Annotated in this window: 14 protein-coding genes; 10 read left to right on the top strand and 4 right to left on the bottom strand. The window is 43.9% G+C overall.

Annotated features, from left to right (window positions below; translation table 11 throughout):
• Positions 1–40: 40 nt before the first annotated feature.
• Both R7Q47_RS16450 and nadK read right to left on the bottom strand, forming a co-directional pair.
• Complete coding sequence (locus R7Q47_RS16450) at positions 41–1231, bottom strand: DUF3103 domain-containing protein (protein WP_005381632.1); 1191 nt, start codon at positions 1229–1231, stop codon at positions 41–43.
• Between the two features lie 265 nt (positions 1232–1496).
• Positions 1497–2381 carry an NAD(+) kinase gene (gene nadK, locus R7Q47_RS16445; protein ID WP_005381631.1) on the bottom strand — a complete coding sequence of 295 codons (885 nt, stop codon included), beginning with the start codon at positions 2379–2381 and terminating at the stop codon, positions 1497–1499.
• Between the two features lie 146 nt (positions 2382–2527).
• Between nadK and grpE the strand changes: the two genes are divergently transcribed.
• From grpE to dnaJ, 4 genes are all read left to right on the top strand, one after another.
• Complete coding sequence (gene grpE, locus R7Q47_RS16440; protein WP_021034134.1) at positions 2528–3124, top strand: nucleotide exchange factor GrpE; 597 nt, start codon at positions 2528–2530, stop codon at positions 3122–3124.
• A 417-nt stretch (positions 3125–3541) separates the two neighbouring features.
• The gene (locus tag R7Q47_RS16435; RefSeq protein ID WP_005381625.1) at positions 3542–4816 is read left to right on the top strand and encodes a dicarboxylate/amino acid:cation symporter; all 1275 of its coding nucleotides are present in this window, start codon (positions 3542–3544) and stop codon (positions 4814–4816) included.
• Between the two features lie 347 nt (positions 4817–5163).
• Complete coding sequence (dnaK, locus tag R7Q47_RS16430) at positions 5164–7077, top strand: molecular chaperone DnaK (protein WP_005381623.1); 1914 nt, start codon at positions 5164–5166, stop codon at positions 7075–7077.
• Positions 7078–7281: 204 nt separating this feature from the next.
• A complete protein-coding gene (dnaJ, locus tag R7Q47_RS16425) occupies positions 7282–8430 on the top strand; it encodes a molecular chaperone DnaJ (protein WP_017635700.1) in 1149 nt (382 codons plus the stop codon).
• Between the two features lie 69 nt (positions 8431–8499).
• Here the strand turns inward: dnaJ and R7Q47_RS16420 are convergent, their stop codons facing one another.
• Positions 8500–8931, bottom strand: coding sequence for a type IV pilin protein (locus R7Q47_RS16420; protein WP_053302986.1), 432 nt, complete (start codon positions 8929–8931; stop codon positions 8500–8502).
• Positions 8932–9034: 103 nt separating this feature from the next.
• On the opposite strand from R7Q47_RS16420, the gene R7Q47_RS16415 reads away from it, so the two are divergent.
• The 6 genes from R7Q47_RS16415 to tadA all read left to right on the top strand — a co-directional run bounded on the left by R7Q47_RS16415 (position 9035) and on the right by tadA (position 14387).
• Positions 9035–9550 carry a GspH/FimT family pseudopilin gene (locus tag R7Q47_RS16415; protein ID WP_154204808.1) on the top strand — a complete coding sequence of 172 codons (516 nt, stop codon included), beginning with the start codon at positions 9035–9037 and terminating at the stop codon, positions 9548–9550.
• The gene (locus R7Q47_RS16410; RefSeq protein WP_054867885.1) at positions 9528–10133 is read left to right on the top strand and encodes a PilW family protein; all 606 of its coding nucleotides are present in this window, start codon (positions 9528–9530) and stop codon (positions 10131–10133) included. Before R7Q47_RS16415 ends, R7Q47_RS16410 begins: the two co-directional genes overlap by 23 nt.
• Complete coding sequence (locus R7Q47_RS16405; RefSeq protein WP_154204807.1) at positions 10130–11377, top strand: hypothetical protein; 1248 nt, start codon at positions 10130–10132, stop codon at positions 11375–11377. The genes R7Q47_RS16410 and R7Q47_RS16405 overlap by 4 nt, the downstream gene beginning before the upstream one ends.
• A complete protein-coding gene (locus R7Q47_RS16400; protein WP_154204806.1) occupies positions 11367–11777 on the top strand; it encodes a prepilin-type N-terminal cleavage/methylation domain-containing protein in 411 nt (136 codons plus the stop codon). The genes R7Q47_RS16405 and R7Q47_RS16400 overlap by 11 nt, the downstream gene beginning before the upstream one ends.
• 288 nt (positions 11778–12065) lie before the next feature.
• Positions 12066–13625 carry an AbgT family transporter gene (locus tag R7Q47_RS16395; RefSeq protein WP_005383758.1) on the top strand — a complete coding sequence of 520 codons (1560 nt, stop codon included), beginning with the start codon at positions 12066–12068 and terminating at the stop codon, positions 13623–13625.
• A 252-nt stretch (positions 13626–13877) separates the two neighbouring features.
• Entirely contained in the window at positions 13878–14387 is a 510-nt protein-coding gene (gene tadA / locus R7Q47_RS16390; protein ID WP_064376798.1) for a tRNA adenosine(34) deaminase TadA, read from the top strand.
• Between the two features lie 587 nt (positions 14388–14974).
• Here tadA and mltF read toward each other — a convergent pair.
• Positions 14975–16552 (bottom strand): membrane-bound lytic murein transglycosylase MltF, encoded by a 1578-nt coding sequence (mltF, locus tag R7Q47_RS16385; protein WP_318089264.1) that lies wholly within the window; start codon positions 16550–16552, stop codon positions 14975–14977.
• Positions 16553–16566: the final 14 nt, after the last annotated feature.

The following is a 16566-nucleotide window of genomic DNA, read 5'->3' as shown; positions in this document are numbered from 1 at the left end:
GAGCCGATGTGATTACAACGACTCATTAAAATTGAACAGGTTACGGACGAGTTGGGTTAATCGTTAGTGGTTCTAGTGTGACGACTGCATTCACACCTGCACCTGGGTGATCCACGTATGAAGTGTCTTGCATTAGAGTGTAGTAAACGTCGACGAAGTCATCATCATTCGTGAGTACACCATCGGGGATAGTGTCGATGATCTTGTTCGTGATTTGCGGAATAATCGCGTAAGCCTGAACTTCTGGATCTGGAATCGCTTTCAATACTTCTTCGGCAACTTGAACAAGGAGTTTTGCCAATTGTTTATAGTCTGTGCCGTCATCTTGCTCCATGAGCACAATGTCTGCCGCACCCCAGCGGTAACGAGACCAGTGAATAATGATCTGATTCGGATAGTAATCTTGGTTATCGTAGTCTAAGTATGGAAGCTCCACCAAATCGAGAGTAGGTTCATCACGACTTGGATTGACGCCCGTTACGATAGCGTAGATTTCTGCCTTGCCAGAGATCCAAGGTTCTTTGTCATCGGCTAGACGGATCTTTTTCAACTGCGTGGTTTGAATTGGAGCCGCTTCGCCTACTGCGCTACTTGACAATAGCGGTGTATTTTGGCGTTGTTCATCAGCAATATATGGTTGAACTAAAGCTGGTTGACCGAGTTTTTTCATCTCAGCTTGCATAGCTTGCAAGCCTGCTTTTAGCTCTGCAGAGCTATTGTTATCAACGACAAGTACAGGTACCTCAGGGAGCTGGTAAACATCGAGTTGATGGACGTTGCCATAAACATCAAATGCTTCGATGTATTGCCAATTCTCATCATCACCACTTGGTTCAAATGCAAATAATGGCTCGACCTCGCCACTTTGCCATGCTGTTATCATGGCTTCATTTGCCAAGCGAACTTCTAACAACTGATCTGAGTATTCAGAAATACCTTTCCAGCTACGAATTTGAGTGTCAGCTTGTACAAGCTGGCGGCTGAACTCTGAGTTAGGGTTTTGCTTAACAAATGCTGATACAGACACGTTAGTCTGTTGTGGAGTAATATCTCTTCTCAGCATGGGTTCAATGGCAGCATAGTTCTCACTCAATTGTTGAGCGAGGGCACGCTTCGTCTTAGTGATATCTTCCGCTTTTGCGTTGGATACACTGTTGACTTGCGTTTCCTCTGATTGGCAGCCAATAAGTGCTAATGTACTGAGAACAGACAGAATGATGGTTTTCTTCATAATATGTCCTTTATTGATTTTATGAAATAGAGTTAATACTCTATTCATGGTGAGAATATCACCGGACATAGATCATTGAATTTGCTTTTCTATCTTTTGTGTAAAGTTTGCCCACAGGATCAAAATTTATAAGCTTCTCTTTAATGATGACAAATATCGTGTCGCCTCACTACTTTGTGTCTATTTCTTGTCTAAGAAAGCCAAAAGCCAGTAGCAATTGAGCTGCTGGCTTTTTTATTGAAGTTATTGCCCTGAGTAACAAGTGTTAGAACAATTTACTAGACCAGCCAAGCTTATTCCGTAAGACGTGATAGTAGCTGTAGTCTTTTGGATGGATGAGCTTTAGTACATTTGGACTTTGATAGATGTGAATTTCGTCGCCAGGGGTAACTGGAAGCGAGACTTGTCCATCACAGCTAACTTCTTGTGTTCCACGGTTTTCTGGTGATACCACCAATTTAATTCGACGTTTTCCATCAACCACCAAAGGTCGACTCGACAATGTATGAGGGAACATTGGCACGAGTGAAATGGCATTCAAGCTAGGAGAAAGAATTGGGCCGCCGCCAGAAAGTGAATATGCCGTCGAGCCAGTCGGAGTGGAGACAATCAAACCGTCGGCCCGTAAAGAGAAGGCGAAGCTTTCATCTATGTACACTTCAAATTCAATCATATGAGCAATTTGCCCTGGGTGAAGTACGGCTTCGTTTAGCGCAGCGTTATGGCTCTTTATTTGTCCGTGGCGGTGTACTTCCGCCTCTAAAAGAAAACGTTCCTCTTCAATATACTCACCGTCGAGTACCGCTTGCAGAGACGCTTGGAAGTCGTCTGGGTTCAAGTCAGTTAAGAAGCCCAAATTTCCACGGTTCACGCCTATAACTGGCACATCAAATCGGGATAAAATTCTTGCCGCACCTAACATGTTGCCATCGCCACCAACCACAATGGCTAGATCGGCATTTTTTCCTAGTTCAACTAAGCTAGCAAACTGACTCTGTGGGATATCATCCAGTATTGCGGCAAGGCGATCGTCAATGAATACTTTATAGCCCTCAGAGGTCAACCATTGGTACAACTCTTTATGAGTTTGAATTGCTTGTTGATCTCTTGGTTTTCCGATAATCGCGATCACGTTACATGGATTTTTCATAGCATTTCCGCATTAAAGAGGCTTGAATCAGGAATCTTCATCCCCATAATAATGGCAAGTCACCTAAATATGCGAATTTTTATGTGGTTAAAGCCCGCAAAAACGCGCATGGCTTTAAGGGCATTATGTTGAATTCTGGAGATATCATGAGCAACGAAGAAAACAAAGTTACAGAAGAAGAGCTTGATCAAATCATCGAAGAGGCTGAAAAAGTAGAAGCTGAAGCACAAGAAGTTGAAGCTGAGCTTGAAGAGCTTGGTGATGAGACAGACGCTAAGATTGCTCAACTAGAAGCGGCACTATTGTCTAGCGAGGCAAAAGTAAAAGAGCAACAAGATGCGGTGTTGCGTTCTAAAGCTGAAGTAGAAAACATGCGTCGTCGCACTGAGCAAGAGATCGATAAAGCACGTAAGTTTGCGTTGAACAAGTTTGCAGAAGAGCTGCTTCCTGTTATTGATAACCTAGAGCGTGCAATTCAAGCGGCAGATACAGAGAATGAAACTGTGAAGCCGTTCCTAGAAGGCGTTGAACTAACACATAAAACGTTTGTAGACGTTGTAGCGAAATTTGGCTTGAAAGCAATCAACCCTGAAGGTGAAGCATTCAATCCAGAGTTCCATCAAGCGATGTCGATTCAGGAGAGCCCTGATCATGAATCAAACACTGTTATGTTTGTTATGCAAAAAGGTTACGAACTAAACGGCCGTGTGATTCGTCCGGCAATGGTAATGGTTGCTAAGTAACTTTAACTGCCTGTTTTTTAAGTATAAAAGCGCCCATCATTTTTGATGGGCGCTTTTTTGTTTTAAACATAAATGACTGCATCGAACTTCGTTGTATATCGATAAATGAAAATTTGATCCCCTTCATATTTTTTCCTATTGGTTAATTATTTTCCTATAGGAGATTTTCTCTCATCTCGCTGCGTGTTTATTAATGGGAAGGGCTATAAGTGATTGTAATCATTCGTTGTGTGAATGTTTGTTCTGCATAGGAATGTAAATATAGTCATTTTTTCTAAAACAATTTCGTTAACAAAAATGTAAATTATCACTTTATTTTGTAACTTCGGTGTGTATGATTTGCGACTAATGCTTTAAAAGTAAGCATATATAACTACAAAAATGTAAATAGCAAACACAACATATCGGAGATTTATAATGGATAAATCGCTTTCTAGTAAGATTTTTATAGGCTTGTTTGCCGGCCTTGTGCTGGGGACAGCAATTCAGTACTTATTTAGCGGTATTGCGATTTTTGATACATACCTACTTGGAGCAGCAGAAGGTGTTGGCGGCATGTTCGTCTCACTGATCAAATTGCTTGTTGTTCCTTTAGTTTACGTTTCAATCGTATGCGGCATTGTTGACTTGAAAGACATCAGTGCATTTGGTCGTCTTGGTGGAAAAACTTTTACCCTTTACATTCTTAACACCATCATTGCGATTACGGCGGCTTTGACTGTCGGCTTGATCTTCCAGCCAGGAGCGGGCGCTAATCTAGCAGGAACGGTATCTGAGGCTGTGCAGCTGACAACGACAGAGACGCCGGACATTTTCTCTTTAGTTGTTAACATTGTTCCTAGCAACCCTGTACAAGCGTTTGCTAGCGGCGACATGCTGCAAATCATCTTTATGGCAATTTTGACGGGGCTTGCAATTCAAGCTTTGGATTCTCGTGGTGGCCCAGCTATTCGCACATTCAAAATGGCAAATGAAATCATGATGAAATTGGTTGGATTAGTGATGAGTCTTGCACCATATGGTGTGTTCGCACTAATGATTCAACTAGGTGCAACGCTAAACGCCAATACATTAATGTCCGTTGCCGGTTACGTGGCTTTGGTGGTTGCGATGTTGGTGTTCTGGATCTTCTTCTTCTACCCAATGGCAGTGAGTATTGCGACAGGAACTTCTCCAAAGACTTTCCTACGTGCAACTCGTGAGCAGATTCTTTTCTCTCTATCTACCGCGAGCTCAAACGCGACTATCCCGGTAACGATGCGCACACTGACAGAAAAGCTTCAGGTCTCTAAATCGGTTGCTGGCTTCGGTGTACCACTGGGCGCAACGATGAATATGTCTGGTGTGTCTATCTATATTGCTCTAGCAACGATGTTTGTTGCGAACGCTTTTGGCCAGCCAATTAACACCGCAGACATCTTCACACTTGGCTTAACTATTCTTCTGTTATCTATTGGTGCGGGCGGCGTTCCTGGGGGCGGCGTGGTAATGGTAGGCGTTCTGCTTCACCAGCTAGGCTTACCACCTGAAGGTTTGGCAATCATTGCAGCGGTCGACCGTATTAATGATATGTTCTGTACATCATCTAACGTTGTCGGCGACACGGCAGTGAACACCATTGTTGCAAAAACAGAAGGTGAGATAGGTAAAGAAGAAGGTGTTGATGCTGAGCCTGCTCAAGCGAACGCCTAATACCTTGAATAATTTATTTTAACCCTAATATTGAAGTGAGCTCTTATGAGCTCGTTTTTTATTTAGGAAGAGTCGGACATAAATAAATTTATCTGGGAAATGACGTTTTGTTGCGCTACAGCAGTGTGACGAGTTCCCAACTAATCAGAAAGAAACACATAAATTTCGAAAAAAGACGCTTTTTTTTAATTCTGCCCTTGAAAAGCATTTTGCCGCCCTTATCTATGTGGCATAGAGAAGCAAACATTGATTATTTTTGTTTGTGAGCAAGGGTTGAAACCCGATTCTCCTCCCCCCACATTGGGGTTATAACCAAACGAAAATAGAATTTATTCGGAGATAGCCAGATGGGTAAAATCATTGGTATTGACTTAGGTACTACTAACTCATGTGTTGCTGTATTAGACGGCGACAAACCACGTGTAATTGAAAACGCAGAGGGCGAACGTACTACTGCATCGGTTATTGCTTACACTGACGGTGAGACGCTAGTAGGTCAACCAGCGAAACGTCAAGCAGTAACTAACCCAGAAAACACGCTATTTGCAATTAAGCGTCTAATCGGTCGTCGTTTTGAAGACGAAGAAGTTCAGCGTGACATCGAAATCATGCCTTACAAAATCGTTAAGGCTGACAACGGTGATGCTTGGGTAGAAGCGAAAGGCCAAAAAATGGCAGCTCCTCAGGTTTCTGCTGAAGTTCTTAAGAAAATGAAGAAAACTGCTGAAGACTTCCTTGGTGAGGAAGTAACTGGCGCAGTTATCACAGTACCTGCTTACTTTAACGATGCTCAGCGTCAAGCGACAAAAGATGCTGGCCGTATCGCAGGTCTAGAAGTTAAACGTATCATCAACGAACCAACGGCAGCTGCACTAGCTTACGGTCTAGATAAGAAAGGCGGCGATCGCACTATCGCGGTATACGACCTTGGTGGTGGTACATTCGATATTTCAATCATCGAAATTGATGAAGTTGAAGGCGAGAAAACATTCGAAGTTCTAGCAACTAACGGTGATACTCACCTAGGTGGTGAAGACTTTGATAACCGTCTAATCAACTACTTGGTTGATGAGTTCAACAAAGAGCAAGGCATCAACCTTAAGAACGACCCACTAGCAATGCAGCGTGTTAAAGAAGCAGCAGAGAAAGCGAAAATCGAGCTTTCTTCTACTTCTCAAACAGACGTAAACCTACCTTACGTTACTGCAGATGCAACTGGTCCTAAGCACATGAACATTAAAGTGACTCGTGCAAAACTAGAATCTCTAGTTGAAGACCTAGTACAACGCTCTCTTGAGCCATTAAAAGTAGCTCTAGCTGACGCTGACCTATCAGTAAACGACATCACTGACGTAATCCTAGTTGGTGGTCAGACTCGTATGCCAATGGTTCAAGCGAAAGTTGCTGAGTTCTTTGGTAAAGAAGCGCGCCGTGACGTAAACCCTGACGAAGCAGTAGCAATGGGTGCTGCAGTTCAAGGTGGTGTACTTGCTGGTGACGTTAAAGACGTACTACTACTAGACGTAACTCCACTGTCTCTAGGTATCGAGACAATGGGTGGCGTGATGACTAAGTTAGTTGAGAAGAACACAACTATCCCAACTAAAGCGAACCAAGTTTTCTCTACAGCGGAAGACAACCAGAGCGCGGTAACTATCCACGTTCTACAAGGTGAGCGTAAGCAAGCGATGTACAACAAGTCTCTAGGCCAATTTAACCTAGAAGGCATCCAGCCTGCACCACGTGGTATGCCACAAATCGAGGTTACGTTTGACCTTGATGCGGACGGTATCCTACACGTATCTGCGAAAGACAAGCAGACTGGTAAAGAGCAGAAGATCACTATCCAAGCTTCTGGCGGTCTAAGCGATGAAGACATCGAGAAAATGGTTCAAGAAGCAGAAGCTAACAAAGAAGCGGACAAGAAGTTCGAAGAGCTAGCAACTGCACGTAACCAAGCTGACCAAATGATTCACGGTACTCGTAAGCAAGTAGAAGAAGCTGGTGAAGCGCTACCTGCAGAAGAGAAAGAGAAGATTGAAGCAGCAATTTCTGAGCTAGAAACAGCACGTAAAGGCGAAGACAAAGAAGCTATCGATGCTAAAGTTCAAGCACTAATGACTGCTTCTCAAAAGCTGATGGAAATCGCTCAACAACAAGCTCAAGCGCAGCAAGCACAAGGTGCTGACGCAGGTGCACAGTCTAAAGAAGACGACGTTGTAGATGCTGAGTTCGAAGAAGTTAAAGACGACAAGAAATAATATTTCTTAACCAGATGGCTACTTAGCCATCTGGGGTCGATAAGACTTCGTGTGCGGGCGTTTGGGGCAACTCTTACGCCCGTCTGTTTGTAAACGCTGTCTTTCTAGTTAAGTATGTTGCAGACAAGTGCACTTACCTAGAACGATACAAACACCAAGCGGTGAATCGATGCCGTTTGTAGTAATTAACTGGTGACGAAGAACATGTCAAAACGTGATTTTTACGAAGTATTAGGCGTAAGCCGTGATGCCTCAGAGCGCGATATCAAAAAGGCGTATAAGCGTCTAGCGATGAAATTCCACCCAGACCGAAACCAGGGTGATGATTCTGCGGCGGACAAGTTTAAAGAAGTAAAAGAAGCGTACGAAGTTCTGACCGACCCTCAAAAGAAAGCGGCGTACGACCAATACGGTCATGCTGCTTTTGAACAAGGCGGCGGTGGTTTCGGTGGCGGCGGCTTTGGCGGCGGCGGTGCTGATTTCGGCGACATCTTTGGCGATGTATTCGGTGACATCTTTGGTGGTGGTCGTCGTGGCGGTGGTGGCCACCGTGCCCAGCGAGGTGCTGACCTACGTTACAACATGGAATTAACGCTAGAAGAAGCAGTTCGTGGTGTAACGAAAGAGATCGAAGTACCGACACTAGTACACTGTGATACCTGTGATGGTAGTGGCGCGAAGAAAGGTTCATCTGCTGAAACATGTGGTACCTGTCATGGTCATGGTCAAGTACAGATGCGACAAGGCTTCTTCGCAGTGCAACAAACCTGTCCTACCTGTCACGGTAAAGGTAAAATCATTAAAGACCCTTGTAATGAGTGTCATGGTCAAGGTCGTAAGCAGAAAACAAAAACACTTAACGTTAAGATCCCTGCAGGTGTTGATACTGGCGACCGTATTCGTCTATCTGGCGAAGGTGAAGCGGGAGAAATGGGGGCGCCTGCTGGCGACTTGTATGTACAAGTGCACGTGAAAGAGCACCATATCTTCGAGCGTGATGGCAACAACCTATACTGTGAAGTGCCAGTAAGCTTTGCGATGGCGGCTCTAGGTGGTGAAGTTGAAGTACCAACTCTAGATGGTCGCGTAAGCCTAAAAGTACCTTCAGAAACGCAAACAGGTCGTATGTTCCGCATGCGTGGTAAAGGTGTGAAAGGCGTTCGCGGTGGCGGTATCGGTGACTTGATTGTTAAGTTGGTTGTCGAAACACCAGTAAATCTAAGCTCACGCCAAAAAGAACTGCTCAAAGAGTTTGAAGAATCTTGTGGTGGTGAAGCGGCGACAAAGCACAAGCCTAAATCAGAAGGCTTTTTCAACGGTGTGAAAAAGTTCTTTGATGATTTAACCAGCTAAGACGTTAGTGAAAAGCACAAATACAAAGGCCTGCTAAAATGCAGGCCTTTTTGCATCTCGGTGTTCTTGCTAGTTCCAGCAATCACTTGGTTCTTCGACATTTGTTGACGTTAAAGTAATCGTTTTAGAACCAGTCAAGCACTCGTCGTCGTCTTGTCCAAGAGGTGATTTTGCTGTTGCTGTAATGGTATAGGCCGTACTTGCAGAGCTAGCAATATCGAAAGAAAATCTATTTTTGTCTGAGTCACATAGAGTGCATGTTCCTCCAGAGAGAATATGACTCCAGTCGTACCCACCATCATAAGATGTCTCTAGCTCTAGCTGAATTCGACTAAGATCGCTCAAGGCAACCGTCCTATGAGACTTGATTACATGATTAGTGTAAGAAGGGTAGGCGATCGCAGCAATGATCCCGACAATCACGACAGCTATCAGTAATTCGATCAATGTCATCCCTCTCAATCCTTTTTTGTAGCCGTTACAACGAGAAATTCGAATCATCACGAGTAGTTTCCTTTTCACTTTTCCGCCTATTTTTGGCAGGTGATAGCATCTGTGCAAGATGAATTACGGCCCTTTTGCCGTTTACATAGGAATTTGGGAAATGCCTCGCGGGTTTACGTTGTTGGAGCTTCTTATTACTGTTGCTGTACTGAGTATTATATTGGCGTTTGCAGCTCCAAGCTTTAGCCGTGTTTCACAAACTGTGCAAATGCAAAGACTTGCAACAGAGTTGGTGGGGTTTTTGAATCAAAGCAAGTCTGAAGCAGTGATGAGAAATACAAAGTTGTATGTACATTTTCCAATGGATAAAAATGTACCAGTCAACAACGGAGGGTGGTCATTTCAGCTTACGGATTCGGAAAGTGGTGCGGGCAATACCATTCTGAACTTGTCAGGCTCATCATACTCTGAACTTACCATCCAACAACTCTACGCCCCCCCTGCAAGAATTAGCTTTGATGAGGTAAGAGGGTGGCCACGTGGTGGAACAATGCAGTTTTACCCAACGGCAAACCCAAGCTTGATATTGGAGGTCGCTCTGTCCAATCCACCGGGACGTATCAAAATATGTAGCCGACTTGGAGGCAAGTTATATGATTACCCAGAGTGTGAGTAAGCGTTACCAAAGAGGCGGGTCGTTAATTGAGCTTATGATAAGTTCGTTAATAGGCTTAGTTCTATTAGGAGTGATTGGTTCTGTATTTATTAGCCTCCAAAAAACAGCAAGAGAAAAAAATTTAGAATTACATCTTCTACAAGGACTCAACGTTACCCTCATGTTGATGAAAGAGGATATTCAGCGAGCGGGTTACGATGGTGGTAATGGTAATTCGCTAAAGCTGTCTGGAGCTACAAACACTATTACAGTCAGTGGAGGAGCCTCTGTTGGTTTTGTTTATCTTAAAGAAGGTAGTGGTTATCAAAATATTAAATATATACGGGATGGAAATCAGCTTAAGTTTTGTTCAAATCCTGTTGCTTCTCAAGCTGATATTAAATCTTTTGCCGGAATTGATTTCTGTAGATCACTATTCGATGAAGATATTCTTCAGGTCACTCAATTCTCAATCAGTTCAGCGAGTGTAAAGAATGGAACAAAAGTAAGTGGCATAACTGATGTGTCCTTAGGGTTGCAAACCGTTGATGGAGAGCTGAGTAAAGTCGCGGAGTTTTCTATTAAGCAGAGGAACTGGCAATGAAGTTTAAGCCCAACCAATCTGGATATGTTACTTTGTTGGTCACTTCCGTTCTATTGCTTCTTGCTTTAATTGTTGCCCTAGCTTCTTCAAAAGGTGTTTTTTTCCAAATAAAAGTTGCTCAGAACGAGCTAAAAGCGCGACAGGCACACTGGAAAGCGGAGGGCGGGTTAGAATGTGCGTTCGCAATAAACAAAAACAATGACACAGTCTTACCAGATAGCCAAGACTATTCAACGTGTGATGTGATAGTCAGCGCTACAGCATCTTCAGCCAATCCGAGTTACTTTGAAATTCAATCTTTTGCGAACAATCATTTTAAACTGAAAAAGAACATAAAAGTTCTGAGTCGAACGACTGGGGCGATTCAAGCCCGATCTGATTTGATGTTAGTGGGATCTAATACTTTTAAGCCTGAATTTGTTACACCTGATTACTGTGTATCTGTACGGTTTCAGGCTTCAATTAAACTGCATGGAGGTGTCGTAACGAATGATCCTACAGGAAATACATGTAATTCTGCATATAAAACAGATACGCAAAGACCTGGTTTGTGTGTGTCCGGAGACTCTAACTGCGATGGCTCTGGAGGGATAAATGACTACAAAGTTAAGGTTGTAGGAAATAATACCGACTACATTGGTGATAATAAGATGTTTGAACATGATTTCATACACGATCCTGACCTAGATCCGTTTGAATCTTTCTTTGGTTATCCACGAAGCGAAATTGCAACTGTAAAAAATGAATTTACAGTCATAAGTGGTAGCGTAGTAAGCTCTGGTGCGGGAAACACTTCGTGTAAGGATCTTATTCTTGCTGCCTTTGCTTCAAATGATAAAGTTTGGGTGGAGGGAGATTGTGATTTGGAAAACGGACTAGGAGTAACTGCGGGTGCTTCTCCCAAAGTTCTAGTGGTAGAGAATGGCATACTCTCGACTTATGGTACCGATACCTTTCCTGGCATGGTTTATCACTTGTATACATCTCCTGTCGGGAATATGTCCTCAAGATGGACATCTGAAGTTTCAGGCACCGCTCATTTAGGGAGTTTATCTACAGCAGAAAAAGCGAAGCTAACATTTATCTCAGGAGGGGCTTTCAAGCCAACCGGAGGTTTTGTGTTTGATACAGTTGGTGGATTAAGTGTTTTTTCAAGTTCATTAAATTTGGAGTTTGATGCTACTTCTATCCCAAGTAATCACAAAAGAATATCGTGGTTGAGAGGCTCTTGGAATGATCTCTAAACAAAAAGGATTTAACCTTCTAGAAGTCTTAATTTCTTTCCTGCTTCTTGGCGTAGGCGCGTTAGGTTTAACGAAGCTAAACGTGTATCTAGAACGCGAATCCGAATATGCCATAAAAAGTATTGAAGCACTGCGTCTAACAGAGAACCAGCTTGAATGGTTCCGAACGCGTGGTGCTTCGGATGCGCTTTCTACGATTTCTACTGCCAGTTTTGCCTCTATCGTGACAGGATCTTCCGCCACTGGAGCGTACACGGTGGAGTGGGATGTGCCACCTGCTACTGTATCAGGTTCACTAAAGACGATCATCATCACAACAAGTTGGGAAGATAGAATGGGGCAGACGCAATCCGTTCAGCTGAAAACTATGATTTCACAGTACAGTGAATTCGAAAACTAAGTTCAATTGCATACATGGGCTGAGACAAATGCGGGTGTAATTCCTGTTTGATACCGGATTTGTCACGGTTAATAAATGGTTTTTGAACTGTTAATTGAGTTGACGTGCTACTGTTTTTATTATGTTTAATTGAAGTGGTGTTTTTGCAAAATATGTCTCCAATTATGAAAAAAAATATAGAACCTTGTGCTTTCTCCATTAGTGTTTACTAGAATACTCGTTGGATAGTAGGCCGTCATAATTACTCAAATAGGCCTTGGCACCAACATCATTCACTATGGAGTTACCATGAGTAACCAAGCTGTAAATAAGGCACCATCATCGAAGCCGAGCGGGATGGAGCGCTTTTTAAACTTTATCGAGAGGACAGGTAACAAAATTCCTGATCCTGCGATTTTGTTCTTCTGGGCATTGATCATTACTTGGGCGGCGTCAGCACTTTTGTCGAATGTATCATTCGATCTTCCAAACCCTCGAACGGGCGAAGCTCTTACTATCACCAACTTACTTACGGGCGAAGCGCTAGCAAGTTTCCTTGCTAATATGGTGACGACGTTTACTGGCTTTGCGCCACTGGGTATCGTACTTGTCGCAATGCTAGGTGTGGGTGTTGCAGATTCTTCGGGTTTTATTACGACGGGTCTTAAGAAGATGCTGAACTTCACGCCAGCTAAGCTTCTTACTCCAATGCTTATTTTGGTTGCCATTGTATCGCATACTGCGGCAGATGCAGGCTATGTTCTGGTTATTCCTCTTGGCGGTATTATCTTCCATGCGGCAGGTCGTCACCCTTTAGCAGGTATTGCGGCAGCATTTGCAGGTGTATCTGGTGGCTTCTCTGCAAACTTTATCCCTTCAGGTATAGATCCACTACTAGCAGGCTTTACGCAAACTGCGGCGCAGGTTCTTGATCCTGAATACGTGGTTAACCCATTAGCGAACATCTTCTTTACTGGCCTATCTTCCATCATTATTGTAGCGATTGGTTGGTACGTGACAGAAAAAATCATTGAGCCTCGTTTGTCAAAAATGCCAATTGATGACGATGCGGAAACTGCGCCAAACCTAGGTTCATTTACTGAACTGGAATCAAAAGCATTCCGTTATGCTGGTTGGGCAATGATGGCGGGTATTGCCTTACTTGTTGCAGCATTAATTCCAGAAACATCAGCGCTACGCTCGCCTGAAGGTGAAATTACGGCCTTCTCAGCACCGATCATGAAGTCTATCGTTCCGCTGATCTTTATTCTGTTTATCATTCCTGGTTACGTTTACGGTAAAGTGTCTGGAACGTTCAAGACCAGCAACGACATTATCAAAGCGATGGCTGACACCATGTCAACCATGGGCGCATACATTGTAATGTCGTTCTTCTGTGCTCAGTTCTTATCTGCATTTGCTCAGTCAAACATCGGTACGATGCTAGCGTTGTATGGCGCAGAAGGCTTAAAAGCGATGAACCTACCAGGTGAAGTGACCATCATCGGTATGATCCTTCTAACCGCGTCTGTAAACCTACTTATTGGTTCGGCATCGGCAAAATGGGCTTTAATTGGTCCAATCTTAGTGCCAATGCTAATGGCGGTTGGTATCTCGCCTGAGCTGTCTCAAGCGGCTTACCGTGTGGGTGACTCTGTATCGAACATCATTTCGCCTCTAATGGTATTTTTCCCTCTTGTAGTGGTTTACTGTCAGCGTTATGTGAAGTCGGCTGGTATCGGTACGCTTGCGTCACTAATGATGCCATTCTCGATCGCAATGCTGATCGGTTGGTCTATCTTCCTAGTTGCTTATTGGATGGTAGGTATCCCGCTAGGCATTCAAGCTCCTTACACTTACACAATGTAAAAACGTGTAGGGTGTGAAAGCCGCTAATTGGCAGCCGAAAAGCGCAGGTCTTCGATCTGCGCTTTTTTGTTCTCGCACAACGAACATCGATAGGTCTTGTAACTAGGTTTTTTGGGGTTGCAGACTTTGTCCCGTGATGTGTTGCTGTAGTGAAACCGAAGTTGGTGATAAAATTCCCGACTTCAATCGTTTTTTGTTTCTTTGGAGCCTCCTTTGTCTAACCATCCGTTTACCCCTCAAGATGAATTGTTTATGCGCAGAGCGATGGTGCTTGCCGAGCAAGCAGAAGCTGAGGGGGAAGTACCTGTCGGCGCAGTGCTTGTCAAAGATGGTGAAATTATCGCTGAGGGGTGGAATCGCTCTATTGGTACTAATGACGCTACCGCACATGCTGAGATCCAAACACTGCGTAAAGCAGGCCAAAAGCTAGAAAATTACCGCCTTCTGGATACGACGTTATATGTAACACTTGAGCCATGCCCAATGTGTGCCGGAGCCTTATTGCATAGCCGCGTTAAGCGGGTTGTTTTTGGAGCGCCAGATTTAAAAGCTGGAGCAGCAGGAACAGTGCTTAATTTGTTTGAAAGCCAAGCCGCTTACCATTACGCCTTAGTTGAAAAGGGGCTGCTAGAAGATGAGTGCCGCACTCAGCTACAAGCGTTTTTTAAGCGCCGCCGAAAGGAAATTAAAGCGAAGAAGCAAGCACAAAAAGCATTAGAAAATGGAGAGAGCGAACAAGGTAGTGGGAGTAGTGAGGGCTAGCAAACACCTACAACGTGGTAGATGTTTGCTTGGACGCACTAGTGATTGACTAAATGTACAAAAACACGATTACGTGAACTTACTTTCTTTTTCATACATGTCAGTTTACGTTTACGTCGGATAGCAGCTACTGTGTTATTTAAACGCTTTGACTGCACTCTACGTCTTCTCATATTCAAACCTCCTGCAGACAAGACTTATACCAGTAAAGCGCGGCTCATCGATGCTTGGCAATAGGCTCGATAATCGCACTAAACATTGTATGGTTTAAACGTTCTTCATTTGACTTCTGCATTGCACAGAGCCAGCAAACAATTTCAATACGATGCTTAATAATAGGAGTGACGTTATTTCGGCAGAGTGTAGCCGAAAGTGCCGCTTCATCAAGTGAGCTAAACCATGTGGTTGTAAAGTAATCTGTTACAAAGCAATCAGTTTTACTAACGATGAAGAAAAGGCGACCAACCAAAGGAATGGTTGAGTGTGGTTGGTGTCACTCAGAATATTGGATTCTAGATAAGTTTTCGTTAGGACTCAATAAAAATGACGAGCTTCATAGGCTCGTCATTTTTTAGTTTACCGCGGGTTTATTCTTCAATGCTTTCTTGTTCGGTATCTTCTTCAACCGTGACGTCAGAAGCGCCAGAGACTTGTTCTACGACGGTCTCTACTGCGCCCGATATCAAAATGGCGGGGTTGAGCGGCGGAATCACTTGCAAGTCATCGCTATTCTCATCAATCGCTGGCTGTTGGCTGACATGACCAATGATGGATTGGTAGTAACGTCGAATATTTTCTACGTAATTACGCGCTTCATCGCCTCTGGCATACCCATAGCGAGTTTGACTGTAATAGCGCTTCTGACGTAGTAAAGGCAGCCTGTCTTTTACATCCGCCCAAGCGTTCGGATCGCCACCTTGTGCTTTGGTGAGTCGTCGTGCGTCCATCATGTGGCCGTAACCAATATTGTATGAAGCTAACGCAAACCATATTTTTTCATGCTCGTTGATGCTATCAGGCACGCGACTTACAATACGACGTAAGTACTCGACACCACCACGAACAGATTGCTCAGGGTCTAAACGGTTTGTTACCCCGACGCTTTTCGCTGTTGGCAGAGTCAGCATCATCATCCCTCTTACACCTGTTGGCGATTTTGCCGCTGGCTTCCAGTGTGATTCTTGATACGCCAATGCTGCAATTAAGCGCCAGTCGAACTCTTCGCTGTACTTTTGGAATAAAGGTGCCCACTTAGGCAATTTGTCATCCAGAGCTCGAATGAATGCGCGAGTATCAACGTAGTCAAATGCTTCAATATGACCAATGTACTTCTCTTCGAGAGTGGACAGTTCTCCTGATTGTTTAATGTTACCGAAAAACTCTATCAGCATCGCATACAAACTTTCGTCCTCAGAGCGTCGAGTAAACCACGATACTGGTTGATCTTCTGTAAGTTCAAACGCGAGCGCAAGGTCGGGATAAAGGCGCTGAGCTAGGGAAAGTTCCACCGAATCAGTCACAGTAAAACGTAACTCACCCGTCGATACGTATTTGAGTAAGTCTCTCGTGTCAGCATCACCAACAATTTCAAACTGAAGTTCTGGATACTGCTTCTTTAACGCTGTTAGGGTCGGAACATATTGCGATTGTTCAACGATCTTTAATGTTTGAGCGCCTGCATTTGTATCTTCGTCGGACTCGTCGTCTTTCGAGGCTTGGTATTCAATGAGTTGTTCGATATCTCGTGGTCGAAGTTGCCCTTTTTTATATACCACTTGTTGGCTTACATAATAATAGGCCGGGCCTGGTCTAAATCGTTTGACTGCTTGTGACGTTTGATTTAAACCCGTAGCGATGATATCGATATCTCCTTTCTTAAGAGCAGGAAAAAGCTCAGCCTGGCGAAAGGCTGGTTTAATCTCGAGTTTGACGCCGAGCTGATCCGCAAACTGACGCGCCAATTCGTAATCCAACCCTGCGGGACCATCGGGACCTATGTAGTAGGAAAGCTGATTGTTTAGCGTGCCAACACGAAGCACACCACGTTCTTGAATTTTTTCAAATTCACTTTTGGGCTCCGACTCAATCTGGCAAGCAGAGAGTAAAAGAACAGAAACTAAAATTAGAGCACTGCGCTTGAGCCGGTTGAAGTGACTTATTTGCATTAATAGGTACATCT

The organism is Vibrio sp. Vb0349 (assembly GCF_033338975.1).
The sequence above is the reverse complement of the archived record's forward strand: the minus strand, read 5'-3'. Positions and strand labels throughout refer to the sequence as shown.